The 22494-nt window shown below is 41.8% G+C and carries 23 protein-coding genes; 15 read left to right on the top strand and 8 right to left on the bottom strand.

Features of this window, described 5'->3' with window-relative positions; genetic code table 11:
* Positions 1–80: 80 nt before the first annotated feature.
* The 5 genes from B9Y89_RS18365 to B9Y89_RS18345 all read right to left on the bottom strand — a co-directional run bounded on the left by B9Y89_RS18365 (position 81) and on the right by B9Y89_RS18345 (position 3979).
* Entirely contained in the window at positions 81–398 is a 318-nt protein-coding gene (locus tag B9Y89_RS18365) for a YbjQ family protein (RefSeq protein ID WP_085524624.1), read from the bottom strand.
* Positions 379–594 carry a hypothetical protein gene (locus tag B9Y89_RS18360; RefSeq protein WP_085524623.1) on the bottom strand — a complete coding sequence of 72 codons (216 nt, stop codon included), beginning with the start codon at positions 592–594 and terminating at the stop codon, positions 379–381. The genes B9Y89_RS18365 and B9Y89_RS18360 overlap by 20 nt, the downstream gene beginning before the upstream one ends.
* A 168-nt stretch (positions 595–762) precedes the next feature.
* Positions 763–2382 carry an ABC-F family ATP-binding cassette domain-containing protein gene (locus B9Y89_RS18355; RefSeq protein ID WP_085524622.1) on the bottom strand — a complete coding sequence of 540 codons (1620 nt, stop codon included), beginning with the start codon at positions 2380–2382 and terminating at the stop codon, positions 763–765.
* Positions 2383–2480: 98 nt separating this feature from the next.
* Positions 2481–2942 carry a DUF441 domain-containing protein gene (locus B9Y89_RS18350; protein ID WP_085524621.1) on the bottom strand — a complete coding sequence of 154 codons (462 nt, stop codon included), beginning with the start codon at positions 2940–2942 and terminating at the stop codon, positions 2481–2483.
* A gap of 104 nt (positions 2943–3046) precedes the next feature.
* Positions 3047–3979 carry a nucleoside hydrolase gene (locus B9Y89_RS18345; protein ID WP_085524620.1) on the bottom strand — a complete coding sequence of 311 codons (933 nt, stop codon included), beginning with the start codon at positions 3977–3979 and terminating at the stop codon, positions 3047–3049.
* A gap of 150 nt (positions 3980–4129) precedes the next feature.
* On the opposite strand from B9Y89_RS18345, the gene B9Y89_RS18340 reads away from it, so the two are divergent.
* A complete protein-coding gene (locus B9Y89_RS18340) occupies positions 4130–5302 on the top strand; it encodes a pyridoxal phosphate-dependent aminotransferase (protein WP_085524619.1) in 1173 nt (390 codons plus the stop codon).
* A gap of 38 nt (positions 5303–5340) precedes the next feature.
* Here B9Y89_RS18340 and B9Y89_RS18335 read toward each other — a convergent pair whose 3' ends face one another.
* The 3 genes from B9Y89_RS18335 to B9Y89_RS18325 all read right to left on the bottom strand — a co-directional run bounded on the left by B9Y89_RS18335 (position 5341) and on the right by B9Y89_RS18325 (position 8091).
* Positions 5341–6252, bottom strand: a complete 912-nt coding sequence (locus tag B9Y89_RS18335) for a 5'-3' exonuclease (protein WP_085524618.1) — start codon at positions 6250–6252, stop codon at positions 5341–5343.
* Between the two features lie 92 nt (positions 6253–6344).
* Complete coding sequence (locus B9Y89_RS18330) at positions 6345–6812, bottom strand: divergent PAP2 family protein (RefSeq protein WP_139822836.1); 468 nt, start codon at positions 6810–6812, stop codon at positions 6345–6347.
* 64 nt (positions 6813–6876) lie between these two features.
* The gene (locus B9Y89_RS18325) at positions 6877–8091 is read right to left on the bottom strand and encodes a DUF819 family protein (protein ID WP_085524616.1); all 1215 of its coding nucleotides are present in this window, start codon (positions 8089–8091) and stop codon (positions 6877–6879) included.
* Positions 8092–8435: 344 nt separating this feature from the next.
* Between B9Y89_RS18325 and B9Y89_RS18320 the strand changes: the two genes are divergently transcribed.
* The 14 genes from B9Y89_RS18320 (at position 8436) to B9Y89_RS18260 (ending at position 22490) form a co-directional block, all read left to right on the top strand.
* Positions 8436–8594, top strand: coding sequence for a YfhE family protein (locus B9Y89_RS18320; RefSeq protein WP_085524615.1), 159 nt, complete (start codon positions 8436–8438; stop codon positions 8592–8594).
* A gap of 233 nt (positions 8595–8827) precedes the next feature.
* Positions 8828–9781, top strand: coding sequence for a sugar kinase (locus B9Y89_RS18315; protein ID WP_085524614.1), 954 nt, complete (start codon positions 8828–8830; stop codon positions 9779–9781).
* An 18-nt stretch (positions 9782–9799) separates the two neighbouring features.
* A complete protein-coding gene (locus B9Y89_RS18310; RefSeq protein WP_085524613.1) occupies positions 9800–10426 on the top strand; it encodes a bifunctional 4-hydroxy-2-oxoglutarate aldolase/2-dehydro-3-deoxy-phosphogluconate aldolase in 627 nt (208 codons plus the stop codon).
* Between the two features lie 166 nt (positions 10427–10592).
* Positions 10593–11702, top strand: a complete 1110-nt coding sequence (locus tag B9Y89_RS18305) for a GerAB/ArcD/ProY family transporter (RefSeq protein ID WP_085524612.1) — start codon at positions 10593–10595, stop codon at positions 11700–11702.
* A gap of 7 nt (positions 11703–11709) precedes the next feature.
* On the top strand, positions 11710–13326 hold the full coding sequence (locus B9Y89_RS18300; RefSeq protein ID WP_085524611.1) for a spore germination protein: 1617 nt from the start codon (positions 11710–11712) through the stop codon (positions 13324–13326).
* Positions 13327–13356: 30 nt separating this feature from the next.
* The gene (locus tag B9Y89_RS18295) at positions 13357–14550 is read left to right on the top strand and encodes a Ger(x)C family spore germination protein (RefSeq protein WP_085524610.1); all 1194 of its coding nucleotides are present in this window, start codon (positions 13357–13359) and stop codon (positions 14548–14550) included.
* A gap of 3 nt (positions 14551–14553) precedes the next feature.
* Entirely contained in the window at positions 14554–14721 is a 168-nt protein-coding gene (locus tag B9Y89_RS19190) for a hypothetical protein (protein ID WP_176222288.1), read from the top strand.
* 164 nt (positions 14722–14885) lie between these two features.
* Positions 14886–15887 (top strand): LacI family DNA-binding transcriptional regulator, encoded by a 1002-nt coding sequence (locus B9Y89_RS18290; protein ID WP_085524609.1) that lies wholly within the window; start codon positions 14886–14888, stop codon positions 15885–15887.
* A gap of 66 nt (positions 15888–15953) precedes the next feature.
* A complete protein-coding gene (locus B9Y89_RS18285) occupies positions 15954–16715 on the top strand; it encodes a sugar phosphate isomerase/epimerase family protein (RefSeq protein WP_085524608.1) in 762 nt (253 codons plus the stop codon).
* Positions 16716–16729: 14 nt separating this feature from the next.
* Complete coding sequence (locus B9Y89_RS18280; RefSeq protein ID WP_085524607.1) at positions 16730–18019, top strand: extracellular solute-binding protein; 1290 nt, start codon at positions 16730–16732, stop codon at positions 18017–18019.
* A 48-nt stretch (positions 18020–18067) separates the two neighbouring features.
* Entirely contained in the window at positions 18068–19009 is a 942-nt protein-coding gene (locus B9Y89_RS18275) for a carbohydrate ABC transporter permease (RefSeq protein WP_085524606.1), read from the top strand.
* Positions 19006–19824, top strand: a complete 819-nt coding sequence (locus tag B9Y89_RS18270) for a carbohydrate ABC transporter permease (protein ID WP_085524605.1) — start codon at positions 19006–19008, stop codon at positions 19822–19824. Before B9Y89_RS18275 ends, B9Y89_RS18270 begins: the two co-directional genes overlap by 4 nt.
* 55 nt (positions 19825–19879) lie before the next feature.
* Positions 19880–20986: a Gfo/Idh/MocA family protein gene (locus B9Y89_RS18265; protein ID WP_085524604.1), complete on the top strand. Its 1107-nt coding sequence runs from the start codon at positions 19880–19882 to the stop codon at positions 20984–20986.
* A gap of 301 nt (positions 20987–21287) precedes the next feature.
* On the top strand, positions 21288–22490 hold the full coding sequence (locus tag B9Y89_RS18260) for a hypothetical protein (protein WP_085524603.1): 1203 nt from the start codon (positions 21288–21290) through the stop codon (positions 22488–22490).
* Positions 22491–22494: the final 4 nt, after the last annotated feature.

Below are 22494 nucleotides of genomic sequence, written 5' to 3'. Positions count from 1 at the left end.
ACCGCTGGCCCAGTGCCAACGGTCTTTTTATAAAGGGAAAATGATAAAAACAATGTCATCATTTTATTAGCTTTGATAACTTATTTTGACAGTGTTACGGCGGTGCCGTAGACCATTAATTCCGATGCACCTGACATCACCTGAGACGTAACAAATCGAACGTTCACAACGGCATCAGCATTCATTTTTTCCGCTTCTTGCACCATAATATGAGTCGCTTTTTTTCGTGCATCTGACATAAGGTCACTATACTCTCTAATCTCACCGCCCACTAATTGACGGAAACCAGCCACGATATCCTTGCCAACGTTCTTGGCTTGCACTACATTCCCTCTCACAACACCTAAAGCTTCTTCAATGTTCTCTCCAGGGACGGTTTCAGTATTGACTATAATCATTTTGATCATCCTCCTCCTTTTCTTTTAGACGATCGCGTAAGACACCGGCAAAGACCAATATAGATCCAATGATGCCGGCTGAAATAGAAAATATAAACATGATAACGGTCATGATTACCGACAATGTCAACGCTGGAATCACTAAAAATCCTAACACTGAGCTCATGGCAATCATGATGATGCCGGTTGTGATCATATATTGCCCTCCTGATGTCTTTTCATCATTCTATTCTTTATACGACGACGTTATCAAAAAGTTTCAGCTCTTTTTGGTCATTCGTGTTGAATCAGGTTTATTTCATGTATTTAGCACAATATAAAAAGCGAGCCCCCCATGTATGAAAGGGACCCGGTATGATTCATATTATTGATTCAATTCGGCAACCTGCTTTTGAACGGTTTCATCTTCCAAGTATTCATCGTAGCTCATTTCTTTATCAATGATCCCGTTAGGAGTGATCTCGATGATTCGATTGGCTAAGGTTTGCACGAATTGATGGTCATGGGAAGCGAAAATAATCGATCCCTTGAAACTAATTAAGCCGTTGTTCAGCGCTGTAATGGACTCTAGATCCAGGTGGTTGGTCGGTTCATCAAGCAAAAGAACATTCGCGTTTGTTAGCATCATTTTTGATAACATGCAACGCACTTTTTCACCACCGGAGAGGACATTGGCTTTTTTGAGTGCTTCCTCACCGGAGAATAACATCCGACCGAGGAAGCCTCTAATAAAGGTTTCAGTTTGATCCTCGGGTGAATATTGCCGCAGCCAATCGACTAAATTTAAGTCGCTATGATCAAAGTAAGCTGAGTTATCTTTTGGAAAATAGGACTGTGATGTCGTCACGCCCCATTTAAACGTTCCGGCATCGGGTTCGATTTCTCCCATTAAAATTTGGAGAAGTGTCGTTTTGGCAATTTCATTTTGGCCAACGAGCGCAATTTTATCATCCTTGTTCATCGTAAAACTGATATTATTAAGGACTTTTTCACCATCTATAGTTTTTGTTAGCCCCTCAACCTGTAAGACATCGTTTCCGATTTCGCGATCCGGTTTGAACGCGACATAAGGGAAGCGACGAGATGATGGTTTAATGTCATCTAACGTGATTTTCTCAAGTTGTTTTTTCCGCGATGTTGCTTGTTTGGATTTTGATGCATTCGCGCTGAATCGGGCGATAAACTCTTTCAGTTCTTTGACTTTCTGTTCTTTTTTATCGTTTCTTTCCTTCGCCATTTTATTAGCTAATTGGCTTGACTCATACCAGAAGTCATAGTTACCTACATAAATTTCAATTTTTCCGTAATCCAAATCAGCGATCTGCGTACACACTTTGTTAAGGAAATGGCGGTCGTGCGAAACAACAATCACGGTATTCTCAAAATTAATCAGGAATTCTTCTAACCATTGAATCGCATTAATATCCAAGTGGTTCGTCGGTTCATCAAGCAATAAGATATCAGGATTACCGAATAAAGCTTGTGCTAAAAGCACTTTTACTTTCTGATCACCGGTCAATTCCGCCATTTGCCTGTTTTGCAGATCTTCATCAATGCCGAGGCCTTTGAGCAGCACGGCAGCATCGGATTCCGCTTCCCAACCATTTAATTCAGCGAATTCACCTTCAAGTTCAGCGACTTTCATGCCGTCTTCTTCAGTGAAATCACCTTTCATATAAAGCGCGTCTTTTTCCTGCATAATCTGATAGAGCCGATCATGTCCCATAATCACGGTTTGTATCACATTATATTCGTCATATTCAAAGTGGTTTTGTTTTAAAACAGCGAGGCGTTCGCTTGGATCAAGATGGACCTCACCCGTTTGCGGCTCGATCTCTCCAGAGAGAATTTTCAGGAATGTTGATTTTCCTGAGCCATTGGCACCGATGAGACCGTAACAATTACCGGGCGTAAATTTGATATTGACATCTTCAAAGAGTTTGCGATCACCGTATTGTAAACTGACGTTACTAACATTAAGCATATATTGAAAATCCTCCAGTTGATTTTTCGGACGAATATAAGTACCATAGCAAGCTTAAGAGATTTAGGATATGAAGTCAATGGAACACTTCAATTGTTTTAGGCCATCAACTGAACGAGTCGTATTGCCAAATAAGCGATGCCGGCGCCAATCAAGGGGCCGACGGGGACACCGTTAAGCAAGGCAACCGCTAAGACTGTTCCCATAACAAGTGCCGTTGTTATGTGCGGGTCATCAGCCAGCAGCGTCAACCCGTTACGGGCAATGAGCGAAACAATGACACCTGAACCAAGCGCAATCCATGCTGAATAGGACCTTAAGGCGTCTCCCATCTGTTTAAAACCAATTTCCCCCGTGGCTATAGGGACCAGAACAGCAATGGTGATAATAGTCACGCCCCATTTGATGCCCTTCGACTGAAAGTAGGGGAAAATTTTATCGTCCAATCCAATGATTTTTATCACTAACAAAAAACCGACCGCAATCATCAGAGATTGATTTTTCGCGATAAAACCAATGATTAATAGCAGGAGTAAAAAAAGTATAGGTCCGTTAAACAAGGGTATTCATCCTTCCATTAGAGCGAGATACATTTGACCATAATGGTTATTTTGACCAAGTTGACGCAAAAAATCAATCATAATGGTTGAGGCCTCCTCGTAGATTAAGTCAGTGTTGTCATCAATTCACGATAAAACTGAGTATAGTCAAAACGAAAAGCAATGCGGTGCACAGGATAATCATATTCTTTTAATAGATCCTCAGGCCGAAAATTGCCGATACTTTGACCGCGTGTCGCCCCTTCTGACTGATCAACAACGACTTTCGACTCACTATATTGAAACATATCTTTACCGAGAACGGCCATTAAGGTCAGTAAGTCGTGGACAGGGGCGCCTTGTAATGCTGGATACTTTTCCTGATAAAAGTTGTAATAATAGTAATCCATCATCGGTTTTATGAGATCTGATTTGCCCGCATCGTTAATGATATTGACCATTTCTGGGGTGACAACAGCATAGTGGGTAACATTAAGTGGATAGAGATATACATTTTGGGCATATCTTAAGACGATATCAGCGGCAACTGGATCCCCATGAAAATTGGCTTCGGAGACAGGGGTGACATTACCTGGGAAGAAGAACGCCCCGCCCATAATATAAAAAGATTTGATATGGGTCATCAAGTTTTTATAAAGGATAAATAGTGTAGCGAGTGAGGTTGGCCGGCCGGTACTGACAATGATGATCTCATCTTGGTATTGTTTAATGAGATCAACAACATTGAAGAAATTTTCAAATGCTTCTGGAGGTCCCGGTGGTGATACATATCCTAAGCCTTCGACACCGTGAACTTCAGGATAAAAATAGGGTGTCTCTCCAGTTAGCGGTCGCTCAGCACCACCGAATATTTTAATATCTGTGCGTCCGACACGTTGTAAAAGATAGCGGATGTTCTCCGTAGCTTTTTCCTTTGATACATTGCCATATTCAGCAACAATGCCGACAATATCAATGTCATCGTTAAAATGAGCGTAAATAAGGGCTATTGCGTCATCAATGCCGGGATCACCAAAAAACAGAACTTTTTTGCTCATGCCTCATCCATCCTTTAGGCGTTTACTATTTACTTATGTTACGTTTCAAGTTTTGTTCTTGTGCTAGGGTCTTTACAATGTAAAAGATCCCCTCTAAGATTAATAGTTAAAGATTGTTATTCTGAAAATACTGAAATGGGTGTGTTAGTCGTGAAATCATTTGCCAGATCGGATGCGTTAAATCGTCTGCCAGAACAGTTTTTTGCTAAATTGACTAAAAAGGCAGCCGCTCTCAGCGCTGAGGGACATAATGTAATTAACCTAGGACAGGGGAGTCCGGATTTACCGACACCGCCGCATATTGTTGATGCGATGCAACAAGCGGTAGCCAAACCGAAATATCATAGATATTCCCCGTTTCAAGGTTATCGTTTTTTTAAAGAGGCGGTCGCCCAATTTTATAAACGAGAATATGACGTTGACATTGATCCGGAAACAGAGGTTGCGATTCTATTCGGGGCCAAAGCAGGTCTTGTGGAAATCAGTCAGTGTTTATTGAATGAAGGGGATACCGCACTCGTGCCTGATCCAGGCTATCCGGATTATTGGTCAGGCCTTGCATTGGCGGGGGCAGAGATGGCGATGATGCCACTTAAAGAAGCGAACGGATTTTTACCTGATTATACAGAGCTTCCAACCGAGGTGCTGAATAATAGTCAGTTAATGTTTTTAAACTATCCGAATAATCCAACCGCCGCAACCGCTACAGCGGATTTTTTCCGTAAGACTGTCGATATTGCCGAGAAACATGATATTTGTGTGGTTCATGATTTTGCTTACGGTGCACTGGCTTATGATGGCGAAAAGCCTGTAAGTTTTTTGCAAACAGACGGGGCCAAAAATATTGGAGTCGAGATGTATACCCTGTCAAAGACGTATAACATGGCCGGATGGCGTGTCGGATTTGCCGTTGGCAATGCTAGTGTGATAGAGTCTCTAGAATTGATTCAAGATCATTTTAATGTCAGTTTGTTTGGGGCTGTTCAGGAGGCCGCTCAGGAAGCGCTGTTAGGTCCGCAGCAGTGTGTCCAAGATCTGATTGCAATTTACCAAGACCGACGGGATGCGTTTATCAATGGCTTAAGAGATATCGGATGGGAGGTCCGGGCTCCTCAAGGCTCATTTTTTGCCTGGCTCCCTGTGCCTAATGGTTATTCCTCTGAAGCATTTGCTGATGTGTTACTTGAACAAGCCCATGTTGTCGTTGCACCTGGTGTGGGTTTCGGAGAACAGGGTGAAGGTTATGTTAGGGTCGGACTCTTGGATAGTGAAGAACGGCTTCTCGAAGCCGTTCAGCGAATTAAACAGTTGGATATTTTCTAAAAATAATGGATGTCTCATGTTGATTGAGACATCCATTGTCATGTGAGCGTTGAGTGGAAATGGGGAATGCGATAATTGATTCTTATTTCAAGTGAATCGAGTTCCGCGGCAACCACGTTCTCAGCCATCATCCATTGCAATTGGTTGATAGATAACCTGTCAAGGTCAGGAATGTCACAAATGATTTGTGCAAGATCTTTACTTATCGTTGCGGATTCACGCCCGTCGATTAATTTATTTTTATAACGATTAAACTTGGGATCTAATTCACCAATGGATTCATAGATCGATTCCAAAGAACCGTATTGCTGGATTAAAGGTAACGCAGACTTCTCCCCAACGCCAGGGCAACCCGGTAAGTTATCACTCTTGTCACCTAACAGAGCCTTCACATCTACCCACTGATACGGTTCAATCGCATAATCATTGTGAAAATGCTGAAGGGTGTAGCAGCGTTCTTTTTTCTGACTGACAATAATTTGCGATGTCCGTTCATCGAGTAATTGAAATAAATCACGGTCATTACTATAGATGTAGCACGGTCCATTCGTTTCAAGAGACCATTTTTTTGCCAAAGCCCCGATCACGTCATCAGCTTCAAATTGCGGGACAAAGATTTGTTTAATTCCCATTCGTTCGAGCGTTGTTTTACAACTATGATACTGCTCGATCAACGGTTCAGGCAGTTCACCCCGGGTGGCTTTGTAGAATGCATAATTCTGTCTTCGATCGGTTTCTTCTCGTTTCACATCCCAAGCGATGGCCACATGGGTGGTTTCATATTGATTGATGAGCGCGAACAATTTTTGTAAAAAGACGCGTAAACCACCGGTATATAAACCTTGGCTGTTGCGATATAATTGATCTTCGGTTTTGCCATAGGATGTGGCAAAATAGCCGCGGCTTAATAGGTTAAAACCGTCGACTAATAGTAAAGTTTGTTGGGCCATGTGATCCTCTCCGCTTTCTGTTAGCACTGTAAATAGTATAAGGCCTGCGGAGCATGATCACAAGAGGAAGGAAGATTACCAATCATTCTTAGTCATTCATTCCATTTACTGCTCAACCAGCCGATACCTGTGCCTAGCATAGCCCCCACCGTCACTTCAATCGGTTGATGTCCCAATAGTTCATTTAATTCCTGTTCTCGTTTCACATGATTTAACGATGAGCCTGCATACCCCGATAATCGTTCAATATCAGCATCAAGGTCATTGACGAGCTTGGCAATTTCGCCGGTATGACGGCGAATCCCTTGAGCGTCGTACATGACAATGACCCCAAAGATCACGGATATTGCGGTTTCAATGGATGCTGGGCCGCGTCGGGATGCCACGTAGGCTGCCAGAGAAGACACCCCAGCCGAATGGGAACTCGGCATGCCACCCGATTGTTGAACGGACCGCCAATCCCAATTCCCTGTCTTTTGCTTTTCTGTGAAAACTTTCAGTCCCTGAGCAATGCCAATGGCAGAAAGCGCTGTTATGATGCCACGATTCATATCATTCACCTCATAAGTTATGATTCATATAATTAGGACGGCTATACTAGGCAACCCACTCGACATGGGTCCGTTACATAGACTGGAAGACGTAATACATGATACTGCCGATATAATTACCAATAATATAACCAAGTGTCCCTACAAGCATGATAGGCACAATGAGTTGAGTCCAACCCTTCGCAATAGCGAAAGCTGCTGCAGTTGTCGGTCCACCAACGCTGGCATTGCTCGCAAGAATCATTTCTTCAAGGCTAAAATGGAAGAAACGCCCGACGCCAAAGGTCACCAGCATATTAAAACAAACAATAATGGCTACAAAAACAAGTAATAGCGGTGCATTGTTAATAAGCAAGGGCAGCGAGGCAGGGACGCCAATCACGACAAAGAAAATGTAGATTAAATAAGTGCCAATTTCTTGCGCACCATGAATGCGTTCGAAAAATGAGTTGAAGAAGGTGACGGCAAGAACGGTGATAGTCGTCAGCATAAGATAGTTATCGCCAAATAACCCATTCAACACGTTAAAGAAAAACCCGACATCGTTTCCGGAAGGGATCCAATGATCAAACAGTTCAGCGATTTTGAATGACACAGCAACAAGGAAAAAGGCGCTTCCACTAGCCATTGCGATATCTTTTAAACTAATATCGTTACGTCTCCAATAGGAGGCCGCTTCCTTATCACCTTTATCATTACTGCTCTGTTCATCAATATAAGGTGTCCGATATTTTTTACGAAAGAAGGTTAGGGTTGGCATGATAATCAGTACAAAGAAATAGAGTGCCATTAATAAATTATCAGCAACGATGGCTGAAGACGCTAATTCTCCTGGCGCTTGGAGCTTTCCGGCTAAAGCAGCAAAATTGACGCCACCGCCTATGTAGGAGCCTGTTTCCATGGAACCTATTTTATCTAAATGAGGAATAGCATCTTGTAAAGCAAAGAAAGCGATGTAAGCACCAATAACAGTTCCGCAAGCACTAATCAGGAAGGTGATCAATAATTTACCACTGTCATTCCATATCTTTTTCAAATTCGCTTGGAATAACAACAGGGGAATGGCAAGTGGGATGACGTAAGTCCACACAGCATCATAGGCCGGTGCTGATGTCGGAATTACCTTCAAATTAGCGAGAATCAAGGCTCCAAGCAAAGCAATGATGGCGCCTGTCATTTTAGCGGCCCACTTGTACTTTTGTTCAAGATAGATACTTGCCGCTGCCCATCCAGCCAAAAAAGCCCAAAGTAACCAGGTGTCATCGGAATTAATTAACGTTCCATCCAATTTTTCTACACTCCCTCTCCCTTAATAATCATTTTGACTACGTCGCGACGCACAGGATGTGCTAGCGTCGGCGTTCGTAACAGGACGTTACGGTTTTTAGCCGACGTTTCCTTCCCTGCTAAAATGATAAGGTAGTCCTTAGCGAAGCGGGGAAGGGCTCCCTTAATAATCATTTTGACTACGTCGCGACGCAGGTAAGGATTCTTTTTTTTATAGCAGTGATGTTTACTATTATCAGCTATTAATTCAATTTAGTAAATATTCTTCTATGAGTCATGTTTAAGGGAATCTGTGCGCGGGAAAAGCCTTATTAGAAGCAAAAAGTCATTTAAAGGGTGATTCAAATGCCAGGTAAACAAACACAATACCAACCTATAAGTCGCAAAAATCAACAGGTATCAGATGCCAAAGAAGTTCATTACAATCAAGATTTTAAAGCCGCTGACATTGCCGGTGGGTACCGCCGGGCTGAAGTCAAAGCCGCGAAAAGGGAAGATAACTAAAGAAGGATGAGGCTGTCCAGTGATGGACAGCCTTTTATTTATCTCAAGAGAGTATTGTTCCATTGGGGGCGCTTTGTCCCGCGGCTGTCCCGTATTGTAAAGATTCTGTCCCGCAAACAAAGAATTTAGGAACGCACTTGTCCCAGTAAGGGGTATCTATAATTAAATAATAATGCTCTCTTATGCTCATAGACGGTTTTTGGTACAATAAAATTAAGGAGGGACAACCGAACATGGACGTTATAACTTTAGGGGAAACGATGGTTTTATTCACGCCGAATACTGGCGGAATGATGCGTTATGCCAACCAGTTTTCAGCAAAGGTTGGCGGCGCTGAGTCTAATGTTGCTATTGGTCTTGCGAGACTTGGTCATAATGCCGGGTGGATGAGCCGGCTCGGTGACGATGAATTAGGAAAAAAAGTGCTCGCTTTCATCCGCGGTGAAGGCGTTGACACGAGCCAAGTTACGTTCGACACGGAGGCCTCAACAGGTCTTTATTTTAAAGAACGGTTGACAGCTAATGAATTTAATGTGAAATATTATCGAAAAGATTCAGCAGCCAGCCGGATGGAGCAAATTCATCTTAATGAATCTTATATTGCTCAATCCAAATACTTACATATCACAGGTATTACGCCTGCACTTAGTAAAAATTGTTATGAAACCGTTATTAAAGCGATGGACCTTGCCAAACAAAATGACGTTCCGATTGTTTTTGATCCCAATTTACGGCGGAAACTATGGTCAGAGAGCGAGGCCAAACGTGTATTGCTTGAACTAGCTGCCAAGGCTGATATTGTTTTACCTGGGATTGATGAAGGCAAGTTTTTATTTGATGTCAGTGATCCAGAGACCATGGCTCAGCGCTTTAATGACCATGGTGCTAAAACGACCGTTATTAAACTAGGAAAACAAGGTGCTTACTATGCTGCAGAAGAAAAACAAGGGTTTGTACAAGGCTTTCCTGTTGATCAAGTCGTTGATCCAGTAGGTGCGGGCGATGGTTTCGCAGCCGGATTTATATCTGGGTTGCTTGACGGATTGGACTTAGAAAAAGCAGTTCAACGAGCGAATGCCGTCGGCGCTATTGTCACAATGGTGAGCGGTGATGTTGAAGGACTGCCTGAAAAGGATAGGCTGTTAACGTTTATTAACGGTTCGACTCAAGATGATGTTAAACGATAAAGGATGGTGGCAGGTATTATGAATACATTAGAACTTATTAAGCAACATCAATTAGTTGCTGTGATTCGCGGAGCCAAAGAAGAAGACGTTCTATCGATCGCCAAGGCCTTAAGTGCAGGTGGTGTGAAGGTGCTTGAGATTACAGCGGAAACACCTAATGTATTGTCACTTATTGAACGGGTATCTTCTGAATTAGGTAATGAGGTGGTTGTGGGTGCCGGAACGGTGCTTGACCCGGAAACAGCTCGAGCAACGATTATGGCAGGAGCTCAATTTGTATTTGCACCCACCGTTAATACAGAGACGATTCGGGTGACGAAGCGGTATGGCGTTGTTAGTATCCCTGGTGCGATGACACCAACGGAAATTTTGACGGCTTATGAACACGGAGCAGATTTAATTAAAGTCTTTCCAGCCAACATTATGGGACCGGGCTATATTAAGGATATCCAAGGTCCGCTGCCACAGATTCCATTGATGCCAACCGGCGGGGTTCATTTAGACAATATCAAAACCTACTTTGATAACGGTGCGGTTGCTGCTGGATTGGGCAGCGCCCTTGTCAATACGAAACAACCCATCAATGAATCAACGCTTGCTCAGTTAACAGACAAAGCCAAGCAATTTGTTAAGGCTATTAATTAAAAATCAAATAAAGTTTTCACGAGATAGTCTGTAAAAGGACTATCTTTTTTTTGAATTTAAAATCGTCCAGTTTCTTTATAATAGGATGAATAAAAGTGAGATAACGAAAAAAGCTATAAGAAATCTATTTGGATGTTCAAGTGAATGTAAAAGGACGTTTGGCTCAATGAAACAGACAAAACTGAGTGCCCGTCAACTTTTTGTCGTGATGATTTCTTTTGAAATTGGAACGACCGTTGTGTTTGGGGTAGGAACTAAAGCGGGTCAGGATGCCTGGTTAGCCATTTTAGTCGCGATGGTATATGGCTTAGTTCTAATGAAGGTTTATACAAAATTAGCTGAGTATCATCCTGGTGATACTCTTGTTCAGATCATACGAAAAATTTGTGGTAGGGTCCTCGGTTATCCGCTCATTGTGATTTATATTTTGTACTTCATCTATTCTGCTGCCAGAAATTGCAGAGATTTAGGTGAACTAATTGTGACAACAATTTTGAATGGAACGCCATTGATCGTTGTCATTGCTGGTTTTATGATTATCATTATTTATTGCCTTCGCGGCGGGATTGAAGTCTTTGGACGTATGGGGGAAATGATATTACCTGTCTTTATATTCTCATTAGTGATCACGTGGGTTTTACTATTTGGTTCACAATTAATGGATTTTCAGAGAATAACCCCTGTGTTAGGGGAAGGTCTTCAACCGATTTGGCAAGCCGCATTTCCACAAATTGTGGCCTTTCCGTTTGGAGAATTGGTCTTAATTTTGATGTTTTTCCCGGCCCTTGCTGATAAAAGGAAAATCAATAAGGTTGGCTTGGCTATTGTCTTCTTTGGAGGGGGATTGCTAGCACTTAATACGCTTATCACGATTTCTGTTCTTGGACCAAAAATATACGGAAGAGAAATTTTCCCTTTCTTTGCGGCAGCACGGATGATTTCAATCGCAGACTTTCTTGAGCGTGTTGATACAATTGTGATCTTAATTATGGTAGCAGGCGTATTTTTCAAAGTTGGGGCATGGACATATGGGGCAGCTATTGGAATGGCTCAATGTTTCCAACTAAAAACATATAAAGCAATTTTGCTCCCGCTTGCTGTCATTATTGCCCCTTTATCTGTGGTGATTGCCTCCAATATTACCGAGCATCTCAATATTGGATTAAAAGTGATACCATTCTATACCCATGTTTTCTTACAGGCCGGGATTCCGATATTATTATTAGTCATCTCATTCATTCGTAAGAAAAAACAATCAAGCACCGAGTCACAATGAAAAGAGGGTGGTTAATATCAGAAGAACAAGGAAATTAAAGGACCTCCTGGAAAACCGAGAAAAGAATGAAAAGCAAGAACCCACCGAGCAACCATTAGAACAGACGGAAACAGGGATGGTGAGTGGAACACTTGATCACGACATCCACTATTTAAAAACGATGTTCCAGCAATCATCTGATCTTGTGTATCGAAGCTTTCAAATTGGCAATCAGCAAGACGGGCAATTGATCTATTTTAGCGGATTTGTTGATCAAAAGACCCTAGATTCTGCGATCATGAAACCGCTGTTAGCGTATCAAGACAATACCGAAAGCGGAACGATGTTTTCAACGCACGATATGGATGCATTTGTTCTGAATCAAGTGTTTTCAGTCGGTAAGATAAGCACCGGGCGGAAGCTACAAGATGTCGCTGATCATATTTTGTCTGGCGGCGCTGTCATATTAATTGATGGTGTGCCACAAGCGCTATTCATTAGTGCAACATCACGGGAACAACGTGCCATTGAGGAACCAACTACAGAGGCGGTGGTTCGCGGTCCTAAAGAGGGGTTTATCGAAAATATTCAAACGAATATTAGCCTTGTTCGTCGCAGACTCAAGACCCATCGGTTAAAGGTGAAACCGACTAAGATTGGACGGTTATCGCAAACGGACATAGCAATAACTTATATTGATGGTATTGTTGATCCAGATTTAATTGAGGAAGTGCAGCAACGTTTAAACCGAATCGATATTGATGCAATCGAGGAAAGTGGTTATATTGAAGAGCTGCTGGAAGACAATCCGTACTCCATCTTTCCGCAAATGTTAAATACTGAACGACCGGACCGCTTGGTAGGTCATTTATTAGAAGGGAAAGTGGGCATTCTTATTGATAATACCCCGTTTGTGCTCATTCTACCAATTACTTTTTACGAAATGATGACGGCATCCGAGGATTATTACGGTCGTTATATGATCAGTTCGGCGATTCGGTTGTTACGCTATTTATTCTTGCTCATTGCTATCTTTTTTCCATCTATTTATATTGCTGTAACGACGTTTCATCAAGAGTTGATGCCGACTAATTTACTGTTCAGCGTCGCAGCATCAAGGGAAAATGTGCCCTTTCCAGCCATCGTAGAGGTGTTTTTGATGGAAATATCATTCGAAGCCTTACGTGAGGCTGGGGTGCGGTTGCCAAAACCGGTTGGCCAGGCGGTCAGTATTGCTGGGGCATTGGTCATCGGCGAGTCTGCTGTGCAAGCGGGGCTCGTTTCCGCTCCACTCGTCATCGTCGTGGCGATTACCGGTATTGCTTCTTTTATGATACCGAGTTATAGCCTTTCAGGCGGCATTCGAGTTGTTCGCTTCGGCATGATGATACTCACTTCTATCCTTGGTATGTATGGTCTCTTACTGGGAGGGTTCTTAATTCTTATACATATGGCCCGACTACGTTCCTTTGGTGTCCCTTATTCAGCACCGATTGCACCTTTGCATGTTAGTGATCTTAAGGATGTTTTCATTCGTGTACCTTGGTGGGCCATGATTAAGCGTCCTCAGGAAACAGCCAAAAGAGCCCCCCAAAGAATGAAAAAGTTTCTTCGCCCTCATCATCATTCAAAACGTAAGCATTAGACGTTGTTTTGCAGAAGGGAAAGATAATGCATGAAGCTTGCTAGAATCTTGCTAATCAGCATCATGATGTTGGGACTCACGGGTTGTTGGAGCCGGGTGGAAGTCAATGATATTGCCATTGTGACGGCTGTTGGTTTAGATGAAATGGAAAATGGTAACATTCGTTTAACTTTGGAAGTTGCTATTCCGAATCAACTGGTTCCCACTGGAAAAGGAGGAGGCCAAGGCCCCACGACTTTCACGGCTTCGGAAAAAGGGGCGACTGTGATGGCTGCTTATCGAAAACTGCAAGAAAAACTCCCGCGGAAAGTGTTTTTTTCCCACAGCAGGATTATTCTTATAGGAGAGAAGTTGGCACAAGAGGGCGTTTCCAAAGTCCTTGATTTCTTCACGAGATATCCTGAATCGCGATTGAATGATTATATTATGGTAGCGAAGGGCAAAGCTGCTGATTTATTAGAGATACAAACTAAATTGGAACGGGTTCCTTCTGAAGAAATGCGGGAATTGACGAAGCGTGAGATTCTTGTCGAGGTCAACCTAAGAGACTTCACGAATATGTTGCTTGGAACAGGCATCGAGCCGGTTGCTCCGCAATTTAAGATCAAGCCTTTAGAAGTACAAGATGAGTCCAGTTTTTCTGCTGGGGGGTCTCAATCCAGTAGTGAAAAGTATATGTCGATATCTGGGTCAGGCGTCTTTTATAGAGATCAACTGGTTGGATGGATGGATGACATCGAAACCCGAGGGGTTCTCTGGTTTCACGATAAGGTGAAAGATGGTGTGATTACATTGAAAGTCCCCCAAAAAAAGGGAGGCGGCAAAGTTAGTACAAACATTGTAAGGGCAAAGACGGAAATTCAGCCTAAATTAAATCAAGATCATCTAAAAATTGTTGTCCAAGTCTACGCTGAGACCGCTTTGTATGAGAATGATTCAAAACTCAATCTTAAACAACCTAAAGCTATCCGATCATTAACGATGATGTTAGAAAAACAAATTCAGAATAGGATGGATCTCGCGTTGGATAAAGCACAGCAACAGTTTAAGTCCGACATATTTGGATTTGGACGGGCGGTTTATCGAAAATATCCGGGGAAATGGCGGAATGACTATAAAGAAAGATGGGATCAAGTCTTCCCAAAATTGGAAGTTAAGATTGTCCCGAATGTCGTTCTTGAACGAACGGGCTTAACAAGCGAGTCATTATCGGGAGGTAAATAGAAAATGGTGGTGCAGATGTCTATAGTTATGCTTTTCCTAGCCTTATTGTCAGCTTGGGATATGGCAAGATCAATTAAAGGGGAGAAAAAAAAGGAATGGGTGGTTTATTCGGCTGTCATGTTGATCGGCTGGACATTAAGTATTTTAGTGATCCTCCACATCTCTATTTAACCATTTAAGGGCTGATACGCAGCCCTTTTTAAATGTAAGTAAACAATCATTGCTACTCTGACAAAATTATTTTAATTTTTACTCTTGACTGAATTATTTTTAAGATCTATACTTTAATAAAACAAAATGTAATCGATTACATTTGGAGAAAGGTATTCATTTATATGACAACAATGAGTGACGTCGCTAAAAAATCAGGTGTTTCAACAGCAACGGTCTCACGAGTCTTGCAATCACCAGAATCTGTTAAAGATCATACCAAATATAAAGTCCTACAAGCCATTGAAGCATTAAATTACAAACCCAATATATTGGCGAGGAATTTTCGGAAAACGGAAACAAAATCGCTTCTTGTTGTGATTCCAAGAATTTCAAACAATGTTTTTTCAGAGATTTTGTCAGGCATTGAATGGGTTGCAAATCAACAGGGCTACCAAGTTATTTTGAAACAGCCTAATAAAAGTTTCAGTAAGGCGAATTACGATTATATTGATTATTTAAGGCAACAACAAGTGGATGGCGTCATCTTTTTAACTGTACAGCCACGTGAAGTGAATTTTGATAAGACATCGCAAAGTGATGCCGTGGTTTCTGTTTCCGATTATTTGGACCCACCGCCATGCCCGACGGTGATGGTTGATAACGAGATGAGTGGCGGGAAGGCAACCCAACACCTCATTCAACTTGGCCATGATAGCATAAGTCACATTTCCGGTCCTATGGATCTTCCTATGAGTCAGGACAGACTGAAGGGCTACGTGCAGGCCTTGGAAAGTCATGCTCTCCCTGTGAAGGATGAATGGATTCAAGAAGGGGATTTCACCATTGATTCTGGTTATCAAATCATGAATCAATTACTCACATTGAACCATCCGCCGACAGCTGTTTTTGCAGCTAATGATGAGATGGCGATGGGTGCAATTAAGGCAGCTCATAACAGGGGGGTGCACATCCCTAATGATCTATCTATCGTCGGTTTCGATGATATTAAATTTTCCTCTGTGATGGAGCCAGGGTTAACAACTATTGCCCAACCGATGTTTGATATGGGAAAGAAAGCCATGACCTTATTATTGGAGCGTATGAACGGCACAACCATCATGGATCAAAAGGTGATATTACCCACAAAGTTAGTTGTACGCGAATCTTCTGGGACAAAAATGTAATCGATTACATCAGGGAGGTGAAATGGGATAGGTTGAGCAAAATTGTTTGAATAATGGAGGACAGTCATGATGCAAAAACCCGTAGCTTTACAAATGTACACATTACGTGAAGAAAGTTCAAAAGATTTTATTGGGACATTGGAAAAGGTGGCATCATTAGGCTATAAGAGTGTGGAATTTGCCGGATACGGAGGATTGTCAGCGGCAGCGTTGCGGACTGAACTGGATCGCCTTGATCTGGTCCCCATCGCGAGTCATATCCCGTTAGAACAACTTGAGCATCATTTAGATGAAGTGATGGCTTATCAAAAGGAACTTGGAAATCAAGGCGTGGTATGCCCGGTGATCCCGCTTGAAAGACGAAATAAAGAAGGATATCAGCAACTGGCAGATTTGTTCAATCGTGTGGGATTCAAATGTCAGAAGGAAGGTTTAACCTTTTATTATCACCATCATGATTTTGAATTGACCCGTTTTGAAGATCAAACAGGGTTAGATCTCATTCTCAATGGAACCAATCCCGATTGGGTGGGGATTGAATTGGATGTGTATTGGTTAAAGTATGCTGGGCAGAATCCGCAAGATTGGATGACGCGCTGCCGAAACAGGAATATTTTAATCCATTTGAAGGATATGACAACAGATGGCGAACGTTTTTTTGCAGAGTTAGGAACGGGTGGCATTGAGTTGGAGTCCATTATTGACTATGGGGAAAGGCTCAATGTCAATGGATGGATTGTTGAGCAAGACCAATGCAAAGGTTCACCTATTAAAAGTATTGAGACCAGCCTTAACTACCTCAGAAGAGCCTTTAATCTTTCAATTTAAAATGGGGGATGTATATGAAAAAACTAGCGACGTTTCTCGCTATTTGTTCTTTGCTCTTGATCACGGCGTGTAGTGGTGGATCTGATAAGACATCATCGAGTGACAACGGTGGTGCAAGTCATGGTGACAAAAAAGTTTTGGATTTCTGGTATATTGAAACGGGCGCAGAAGAGCAAGTCATCCTAGATGCCATTGACCGATTTGAGAAAGACAATCCCGAGTTTAAAGTTAATGCTGTGCATACGGCGAATGATTCCTATAAACAAAAACTTTCTGTAGCGATGTCAGGGGGCAGTCCGCCGGATATTTTTGACTCCTGGGGCGGTGGCTGGCTTAAACATTTTGTCGAACAGGGTCAAGTCCTAGATGTTACAGATCAAATTGATAAAACACGTTACTTAGAATTTGCTCTAAAAAATGCGGCATTCGATGAAAAACAGTATGGGGTGCCGTTGGGATTAAGTCTTGACCTTGTATTTTATAACAAGGATATTTTCAATAAATATGATTTGACGCCGCCAAAGACCTATGAAGAGTGGGTTGATATCGTTAAAACACTTAGAGAAAATGATATTATTCCAATGGCCTTGGCTAACAAAACAAAGTGGCCCGGAGCCTATTATCTCATGAATTTTGCTGATCGTATTGCTGGCTATCAGTTATTTGAAAGCGCTTTAAATAGAGAGGGTAAAGGGTTTGACAATCAGGCTTATGTTCAAGCAGGAAAGTATATTCAAGAGCTTGTCAAAATGGATGCATTTAATGAAGGATTTAATGGTGTCCCTTATGATGCTGGACGTTCACGACAATTAATGTATACAGGGCAAGCCGCGATGCAAGATATAACGATTGCATTTTTAAATAACGTAAGAGATGAAGCTCCACAGTTTGAAAAGAAGTTAGGCGTATTTAAATTCCCGACAGTTGCTAAGGGAAAAGGTGATCCATCCAATGTGGGCGGAGCGACTTCTCCTGTGTGGTCAGTCAGTGCAGATACGCAATATCCCGATGCTGCGGTTAAGTTAATTAAGGAACTAACAAGTTCCCAGACGGCACAGGCATACGTCAAAAAGACAGGAAGCTTAACTCCGGTAAAAGGCGTCGAGCCAGAAGACCCGTTTGTCAAAAAGTTCTATAAAATAGCTAATGAGGCGAATCATATTCAAATGCCTTATGACCAAACATTGCCACCGGAATTAGCTGAAGTGCATAAGGACACAACACAGGCGATTTTTGGTTTGGAAATAACGCCGAAAGAAGCGGCAGACAAGATGGAAGCAAAAGCACAAGACATTCTTGAATAAAATAGGGGGGGATCCCCCCTTTCTTATTCGAATAATGAGGTGATATATATGGAAAGGCAGATTGGTGCACAACCGGATATTCAGACCTCAACCAAACCGAAGCGTCAAAGAAAGCTGAAAGATATGGGGACGATTGCATTATTTATGGCCCCTGCCTTAATTGTCTATATTATCTATGTAGTCTATCCGATCCTTGAAACCCTTTATTATAGTTTTTTTGAATGGAAGAAAGCCGGGGGCAAGATATTTATTGGGTTAGACAACTATATCACGCTTTTTTCTGACACGATTTTTTGGGAATCTCTTGTTAATAACTTTTGGGTTGTCTTCGCTTCGGTTTTTGTTCAAATGCCGTTAGGACTGATTATGGCACTTCTATTATTTGCCCCTATTAAAGGGTTGCGGTTATTTAATAGTGTCTATTTTCTCCCATTTTTAATGTCGACGGTAGCGATCGGTTTGTTATGGGTCTATATGTATGATCCTATTAATGGGACAATCAACAAATTGATTAACCTGCTAGGGTTTGATAATGTCTCATGGTTAGGCAGTCAAAACACGGCGTTGATCGCAGTTTTGCTTGTGATTGTCTGGCAATTTGCGCCTTTCTATATGATTCTTTTTAAAGCTGGGCTGGTTGGCATATCTGAGGAGCTATATGAAGCTGCCAAAATAGATGGAGCCAATGTCATCCAGAAGTTTTTGCATATTACTTTCCCATTATTACTACCTACGATTGTGTCATCATCGATCTTAGCTATTGTTGGATCTTTAAAGCAATTTGACATGATTTACATTATGACCGGTGGGGGCCCGAACCATGCAACCGAGTTAATGGGGACGTATATGTATAAGCAAGCTTTTATCAACTTTAATATGGGGTATGGCAGTACGATCGCCTTTGTGATGTTTATCATTGCGTTTATCGTGACAGTTCTGATTCAGTTTATTGATTATAAACGGAAACAGAAAGGAGTCTTTTCCACATGATCAGGAAGATAAAAAAGGCGCCGCTCTATTTATTAGCCCTCATATTGTTGGTGTTTACCGGTTTTCCATTTATATATATGATTTCAACGTCATTAAAAACTCAAAGTCATTTCTTTAAAGAGCCTTTTACTCTTTTTTCACAAATTGATTATAGTTCATACCTGTCTGTTTTTGACATGGGGATCACTAGGTATTTTTTTAATAGCATGATTGTCTGCCTCGGTGCGGTATTACTCGTTATGCTAGTGGGGTCGCTAGCTAGTTACCCTTTAAGCCGCATGTCATTTCGTCTCAATCAACCTTTGTTTTTGTTGATTATTTCTGGCATGATGCTGCCCATTCATACAACGCTAATTCCTCTATTTAATTTTAGTCAAGATATCGGTATTTACGATTCACTTTGGGCCTTGATAGGTCCATATATTGCATTCAGTTTGCCAATATCAGTCTTTATTCTCACTCAATTTATGCGGGAGATTCCTAAGGCCTTAGAGGAATCCGCTAAAATAGATGGCTGTTCTCATTTTGGGATTTTTCGGAGGATTATTTTGCCAATGTTAACACCAGCCCTGATGACGGTTTTAATTTATAACTTTGTTCATCTGTGGAATGAGTTTATTTTTGCCTTGGTGCTGACGACAAGTCCGGAGAATAAGACATTGCCATTGGGGTTACAAAATTTCTACAGTGAGTTTTCGATTAATGTACCAGGTATTATGGCAGCTTTAACTTTAGCGAGCCTGCCAATGATTCTCGTTTACCTATTTTCACAAGAAAAAGTAGTTAAGGGACTCTCAAGTGGAGCGGTTAAATAATTAGTTCCTGAGATGAACTTTCATTAGATTTTAGTGAGAAAGAAGGCGATATGTTATGAAGACAGTCAATGTAGGGATCATAGGTTGTGGCAACATTAGTGGTATTTACTTCAAAACGTTACCTAAATTTGACATTATTAATGTCGTTGGCTGTGCGGATGTTGATATAAGTAAAGCCGAATCACAAGCTGACGTTTATAATATCGCGAAGTCCTGTTCCGTTGATGAATTACTGTCAGATCTTGAAGTAGATATCATCTTAAATTTAACCCCGCCGCAAATTCATACTGAGATCTCTCTAAAGGCCTTGAATGCCGGAAAACATGTGTACACGGAGAAACCTTTGGCGACGACAATAGCCGATGGAGAAACAATTGTAAAAAAAGCCGAAGAAAAGGGGCTGCTTGTCGGCAATGCCCCGGATACGTTCTTAGGTGGCGGTATTCAAACGTGTCGTAAGCTTATCGATGATGGCTGGATTGGCCGGCCGGTTGCAGCAACAGCGTTTATGATGAATCGGGGTCCGGAAGGTTGGCATCCGAATCCTGAATTTTTCTACCAAGCCGGTGCCGGTCCGATGTTTGATATGGGACCTTATTACTTAACTGCTCTTATCAATTTAATAGGACCTGTTCGCCGTGTCACGGGTTCGACGCAAATATCATTTCCTGAAAGAACGATTACCAGTCAAGAAAAATATGGATCTAAAATCAAGGTAAATACGCCGACCCATGTTGCTGGTCTACTAGATTTTCAAAATGGTGCGGTGGGTACGATCATTACGAGTTTTGATGTGATGGCGACACAAACGCCTAAAATTGAAGTTCATGGGACAGAAGGGAGTCTGATTGTTCCTGATCCGAATACATTTGGGGGACCAGTCTATTTACGTAATGGTCAATCTAATCATGAATGGCGGGAGATACCGCTCACCCATAGCTATAGTGAGAATAGCAGGGGGCTCGGAGTCGCGGATATGGCATATGCCTTGGCGAGTGGCCGCAAGCACCGGGCTAATGGTGCACAAGCTTTGCATGTGCTTGAGATTATGCATGGTTTTCACGAAGCATCAACGCAAGATCAACACTACTTTGTTCAGAATATCTGTGACCGGCCTATCCCCCTTCCTTTGGGTCTTAGACAAGGGACATTAGATGACTAGTTTGAACACGTGCAAGCCCTGCGAATGGTGTGGTTATGCTGTTTGCAGGGCTTGAATTTATGTATAAAGGCGTGTCAAAATCATTCTATTCTTTTTAATGGACATTCTATTGACAATTGACTGAAAAATACATACAATGATAATCATTCACTTTTTAAAATCATAAAAGCGTTGCAACGTTAATTTAATAAAGTAGAGGAGGTTAATAGATTCAAAGGACTTTGATTCAATTAACCATCAAGAAGTGTCATGGTTATAAAAGTCTAGCCAATGATTTCTTAACATCAAGAGGAGGATTTAAATGCTGACAGCTGTTGTGAGCGCGATGGTGCTATTAGGTTTACTTGCATTGGGAGATTTTCTCGCAAATATTTCACGGGCCCGGATTCCGAGTTTGTTTGTTGTGGCTTTATTATTTTTGTTATTAACGTGGACAGGCATTCTTCCCGATACGATTATTAAAGATTCGACAATGACGACCATTGCGCCATTATTAGTTGCTTTACTAATTACACATATGGGGACACTCATTCCCATCAAATCAATCAAGTCTCAATGGAAAGCTGTTGTCACAGCATTGATAGGCATTATTTTTGCTGTTATTTTAGTTCTAGCCATTGTGACACCGATCTATGGATTTTCAATCGCAGCATCAGGCATTGGTCCGTTAACGGGCGGCATTATCGCATTCGTGATTACTTCAGATACACTGAAGGCACAAGGGATGGAGTCATTAATTGTCATTCCCGCAATGGTGCTTGCCATGCAAAAGATCGTAGGCTTACCTTTAGCTTCCCAATTCTTACAGAGATATGCGGTCCAATTCATCCAACGTATACGTAAAAGGGATCCAGAAGTGGCTGCTGCTAGTGAGTCGAATTTAGGCAATGATGAGTCGGAAACAGAGAAAACACCACACCAAGAGGACGAGAGACAAGGTCTTATCCCGAAAAAATACGCGACGCCCGCAACATATTTATTTTTATTGTCCATTGGTGGTGCCATTGCGGTGTATTTGGGGAACCTAACAGGTATCCACTACTCGATTTGGGCCTTGATTGCAGGATTAATCGGAACATGGTTTGGTGTGTATGAATCAGCCATCATGCAGAAAGCCAATTCATTTGGCATTAGCATGTCGATTTTAATCCTTTATATTATCGCTTCATTAGGTGATGTGTCACCACAAGAATTATGGAATGATTTACCTACGATTCTTTTAATCCTGGTAGTTGGGTCAATAGGGATTATTTTGGGCGGCATGTTGGCGGCAAAATTGTTCCGATTGCCTGCGTTGAAATTCATTCCGGTTGCATTAACCGCTTTATTTGGATTTCCGGCCGATTATCTACTTTCTGAAGAGGTCAGTCGGACGGTAAGTAATGATGAAACCGAGCAGAAACAAGTGTTTGATGACATTTTACCGCCCATGTTAATAGGTGGTTTTACAACCGTCACAATAGCGTCTGTTCTTGTTGCTGGTATTATTATGAGTTTTATATAAAATG

It is taken from the genome of Tuberibacillus sp. Marseille-P3662 (assembly GCF_900178005.1).
In the GTDB taxonomy this organism is placed as follows: Bacteria; Bacillota; Bacilli; order Bacillales; family Sporolactobacillaceae; genus Marseille-P3662.
The sequence above is the reverse complement of the archived record's forward strand: the minus strand, read 5'-3'. Positions and strand labels throughout refer to the sequence as shown.

What these genes read in the sequence shown, in the direction of transcription:
- B9Y89_RS18260 (WP_085524603.1), top strand. Translation starts at nt 21,288, where the DNA reads ATGCTGACAGCTGTTGTGAGCGCGATGGTGCTATTAGGTTTACTTGCA.
- B9Y89_RS18345 (WP_085524620.1), bottom strand. Translation starts at nt 3,979, where the DNA reads ATGAGCAAAAAAGTTCTGTTTTTTGGTGATCCCGGCATTGATGACGCA.
- B9Y89_RS18355 (WP_085524622.1), bottom strand. Translation starts at nt 2,382, where the DNA reads ATGCTTAATGTTAGTAACGTCAGTTTACAATACGGTGATCGCAAACTC.
- B9Y89_RS18365 (WP_085524624.1), bottom strand. Translation starts at nt 398, where the DNA reads ATGATTATAGTCAATACTGAAACCGTCCCTGGAGAGAACATTGAAGAA.
- B9Y89_RS18310 (WP_085524613.1), top strand. Translation starts at nt 9,800, where the DNA reads ATGAATACATTAGAACTTATTAAGCAACATCAATTAGTTGCTGTGATT.
- B9Y89_RS18280 (WP_085524607.1), top strand. Translation starts at nt 16,730, where the DNA reads ATGAAAAAACTAGCGACGTTTCTCGCTATTTGTTCTTTGCTCTTGATC.
- B9Y89_RS18275 (WP_085524606.1), top strand. Translation starts at nt 18,068, where the DNA reads ATGGAAAGGCAGATTGGTGCACAACCGGATATTCAGACCTCAACCAAA.
- B9Y89_RS18320 (WP_085524615.1), top strand. Translation starts at nt 8,436, where the DNA reads ATGCCAGGTAAACAAACACAATACCAACCTATAAGTCGCAAAAATCAA.
- B9Y89_RS18265 (WP_085524604.1), top strand. Translation starts at nt 19,880, where the DNA reads ATGAAGACAGTCAATGTAGGGATCATAGGTTGTGGCAACATTAGTGGT.
- B9Y89_RS18335 (WP_085524618.1), bottom strand. Translation starts at nt 6,252, where the DNA reads ATGGCCCAACAAACTTTACTATTAGTCGACGGTTTTAACCTATTAAGC.
- B9Y89_RS18285 (WP_085524608.1), top strand. Translation starts at nt 15,954, where the DNA reads ATGATGCAAAAACCCGTAGCTTTACAAATGTACACATTACGTGAAGAA.
- B9Y89_RS18305 (WP_085524612.1), top strand. Translation starts at nt 10,593, where the DNA reads ATGAAACAGACAAAACTGAGTGCCCGTCAACTTTTTGTCGTGATGATT.
- B9Y89_RS18315 (WP_085524614.1), top strand. Translation starts at nt 8,828, where the DNA reads ATGGACGTTATAACTTTAGGGGAAACGATGGTTTTATTCACGCCGAAT.
- B9Y89_RS18290 (WP_085524609.1), top strand. Translation starts at nt 14,886, where the DNA reads ATGACAACAATGAGTGACGTCGCTAAAAAATCAGGTGTTTCAACAGCA.
- B9Y89_RS18270 (WP_085524605.1), top strand. Translation starts at nt 19,006, where the DNA reads ATGATCAGGAAGATAAAAAAGGCGCCGCTCTATTTATTAGCCCTCATA.
- B9Y89_RS19190 (WP_176222288.1), top strand. Translation starts at nt 14,554, where the DNA reads ATGGTGGTGCAGATGTCTATAGTTATGCTTTTCCTAGCCTTATTGTCA.
- B9Y89_RS18360 (WP_085524623.1), bottom strand. Translation starts at nt 594, where the DNA reads ATGATCACAACCGGCATCATCATGATTGCCATGAGCTCAGTGTTAGGA.
- B9Y89_RS18295 (WP_085524610.1), top strand. Translation starts at nt 13,357, where the DNA reads ATGAAGCTTGCTAGAATCTTGCTAATCAGCATCATGATGTTGGGACTC.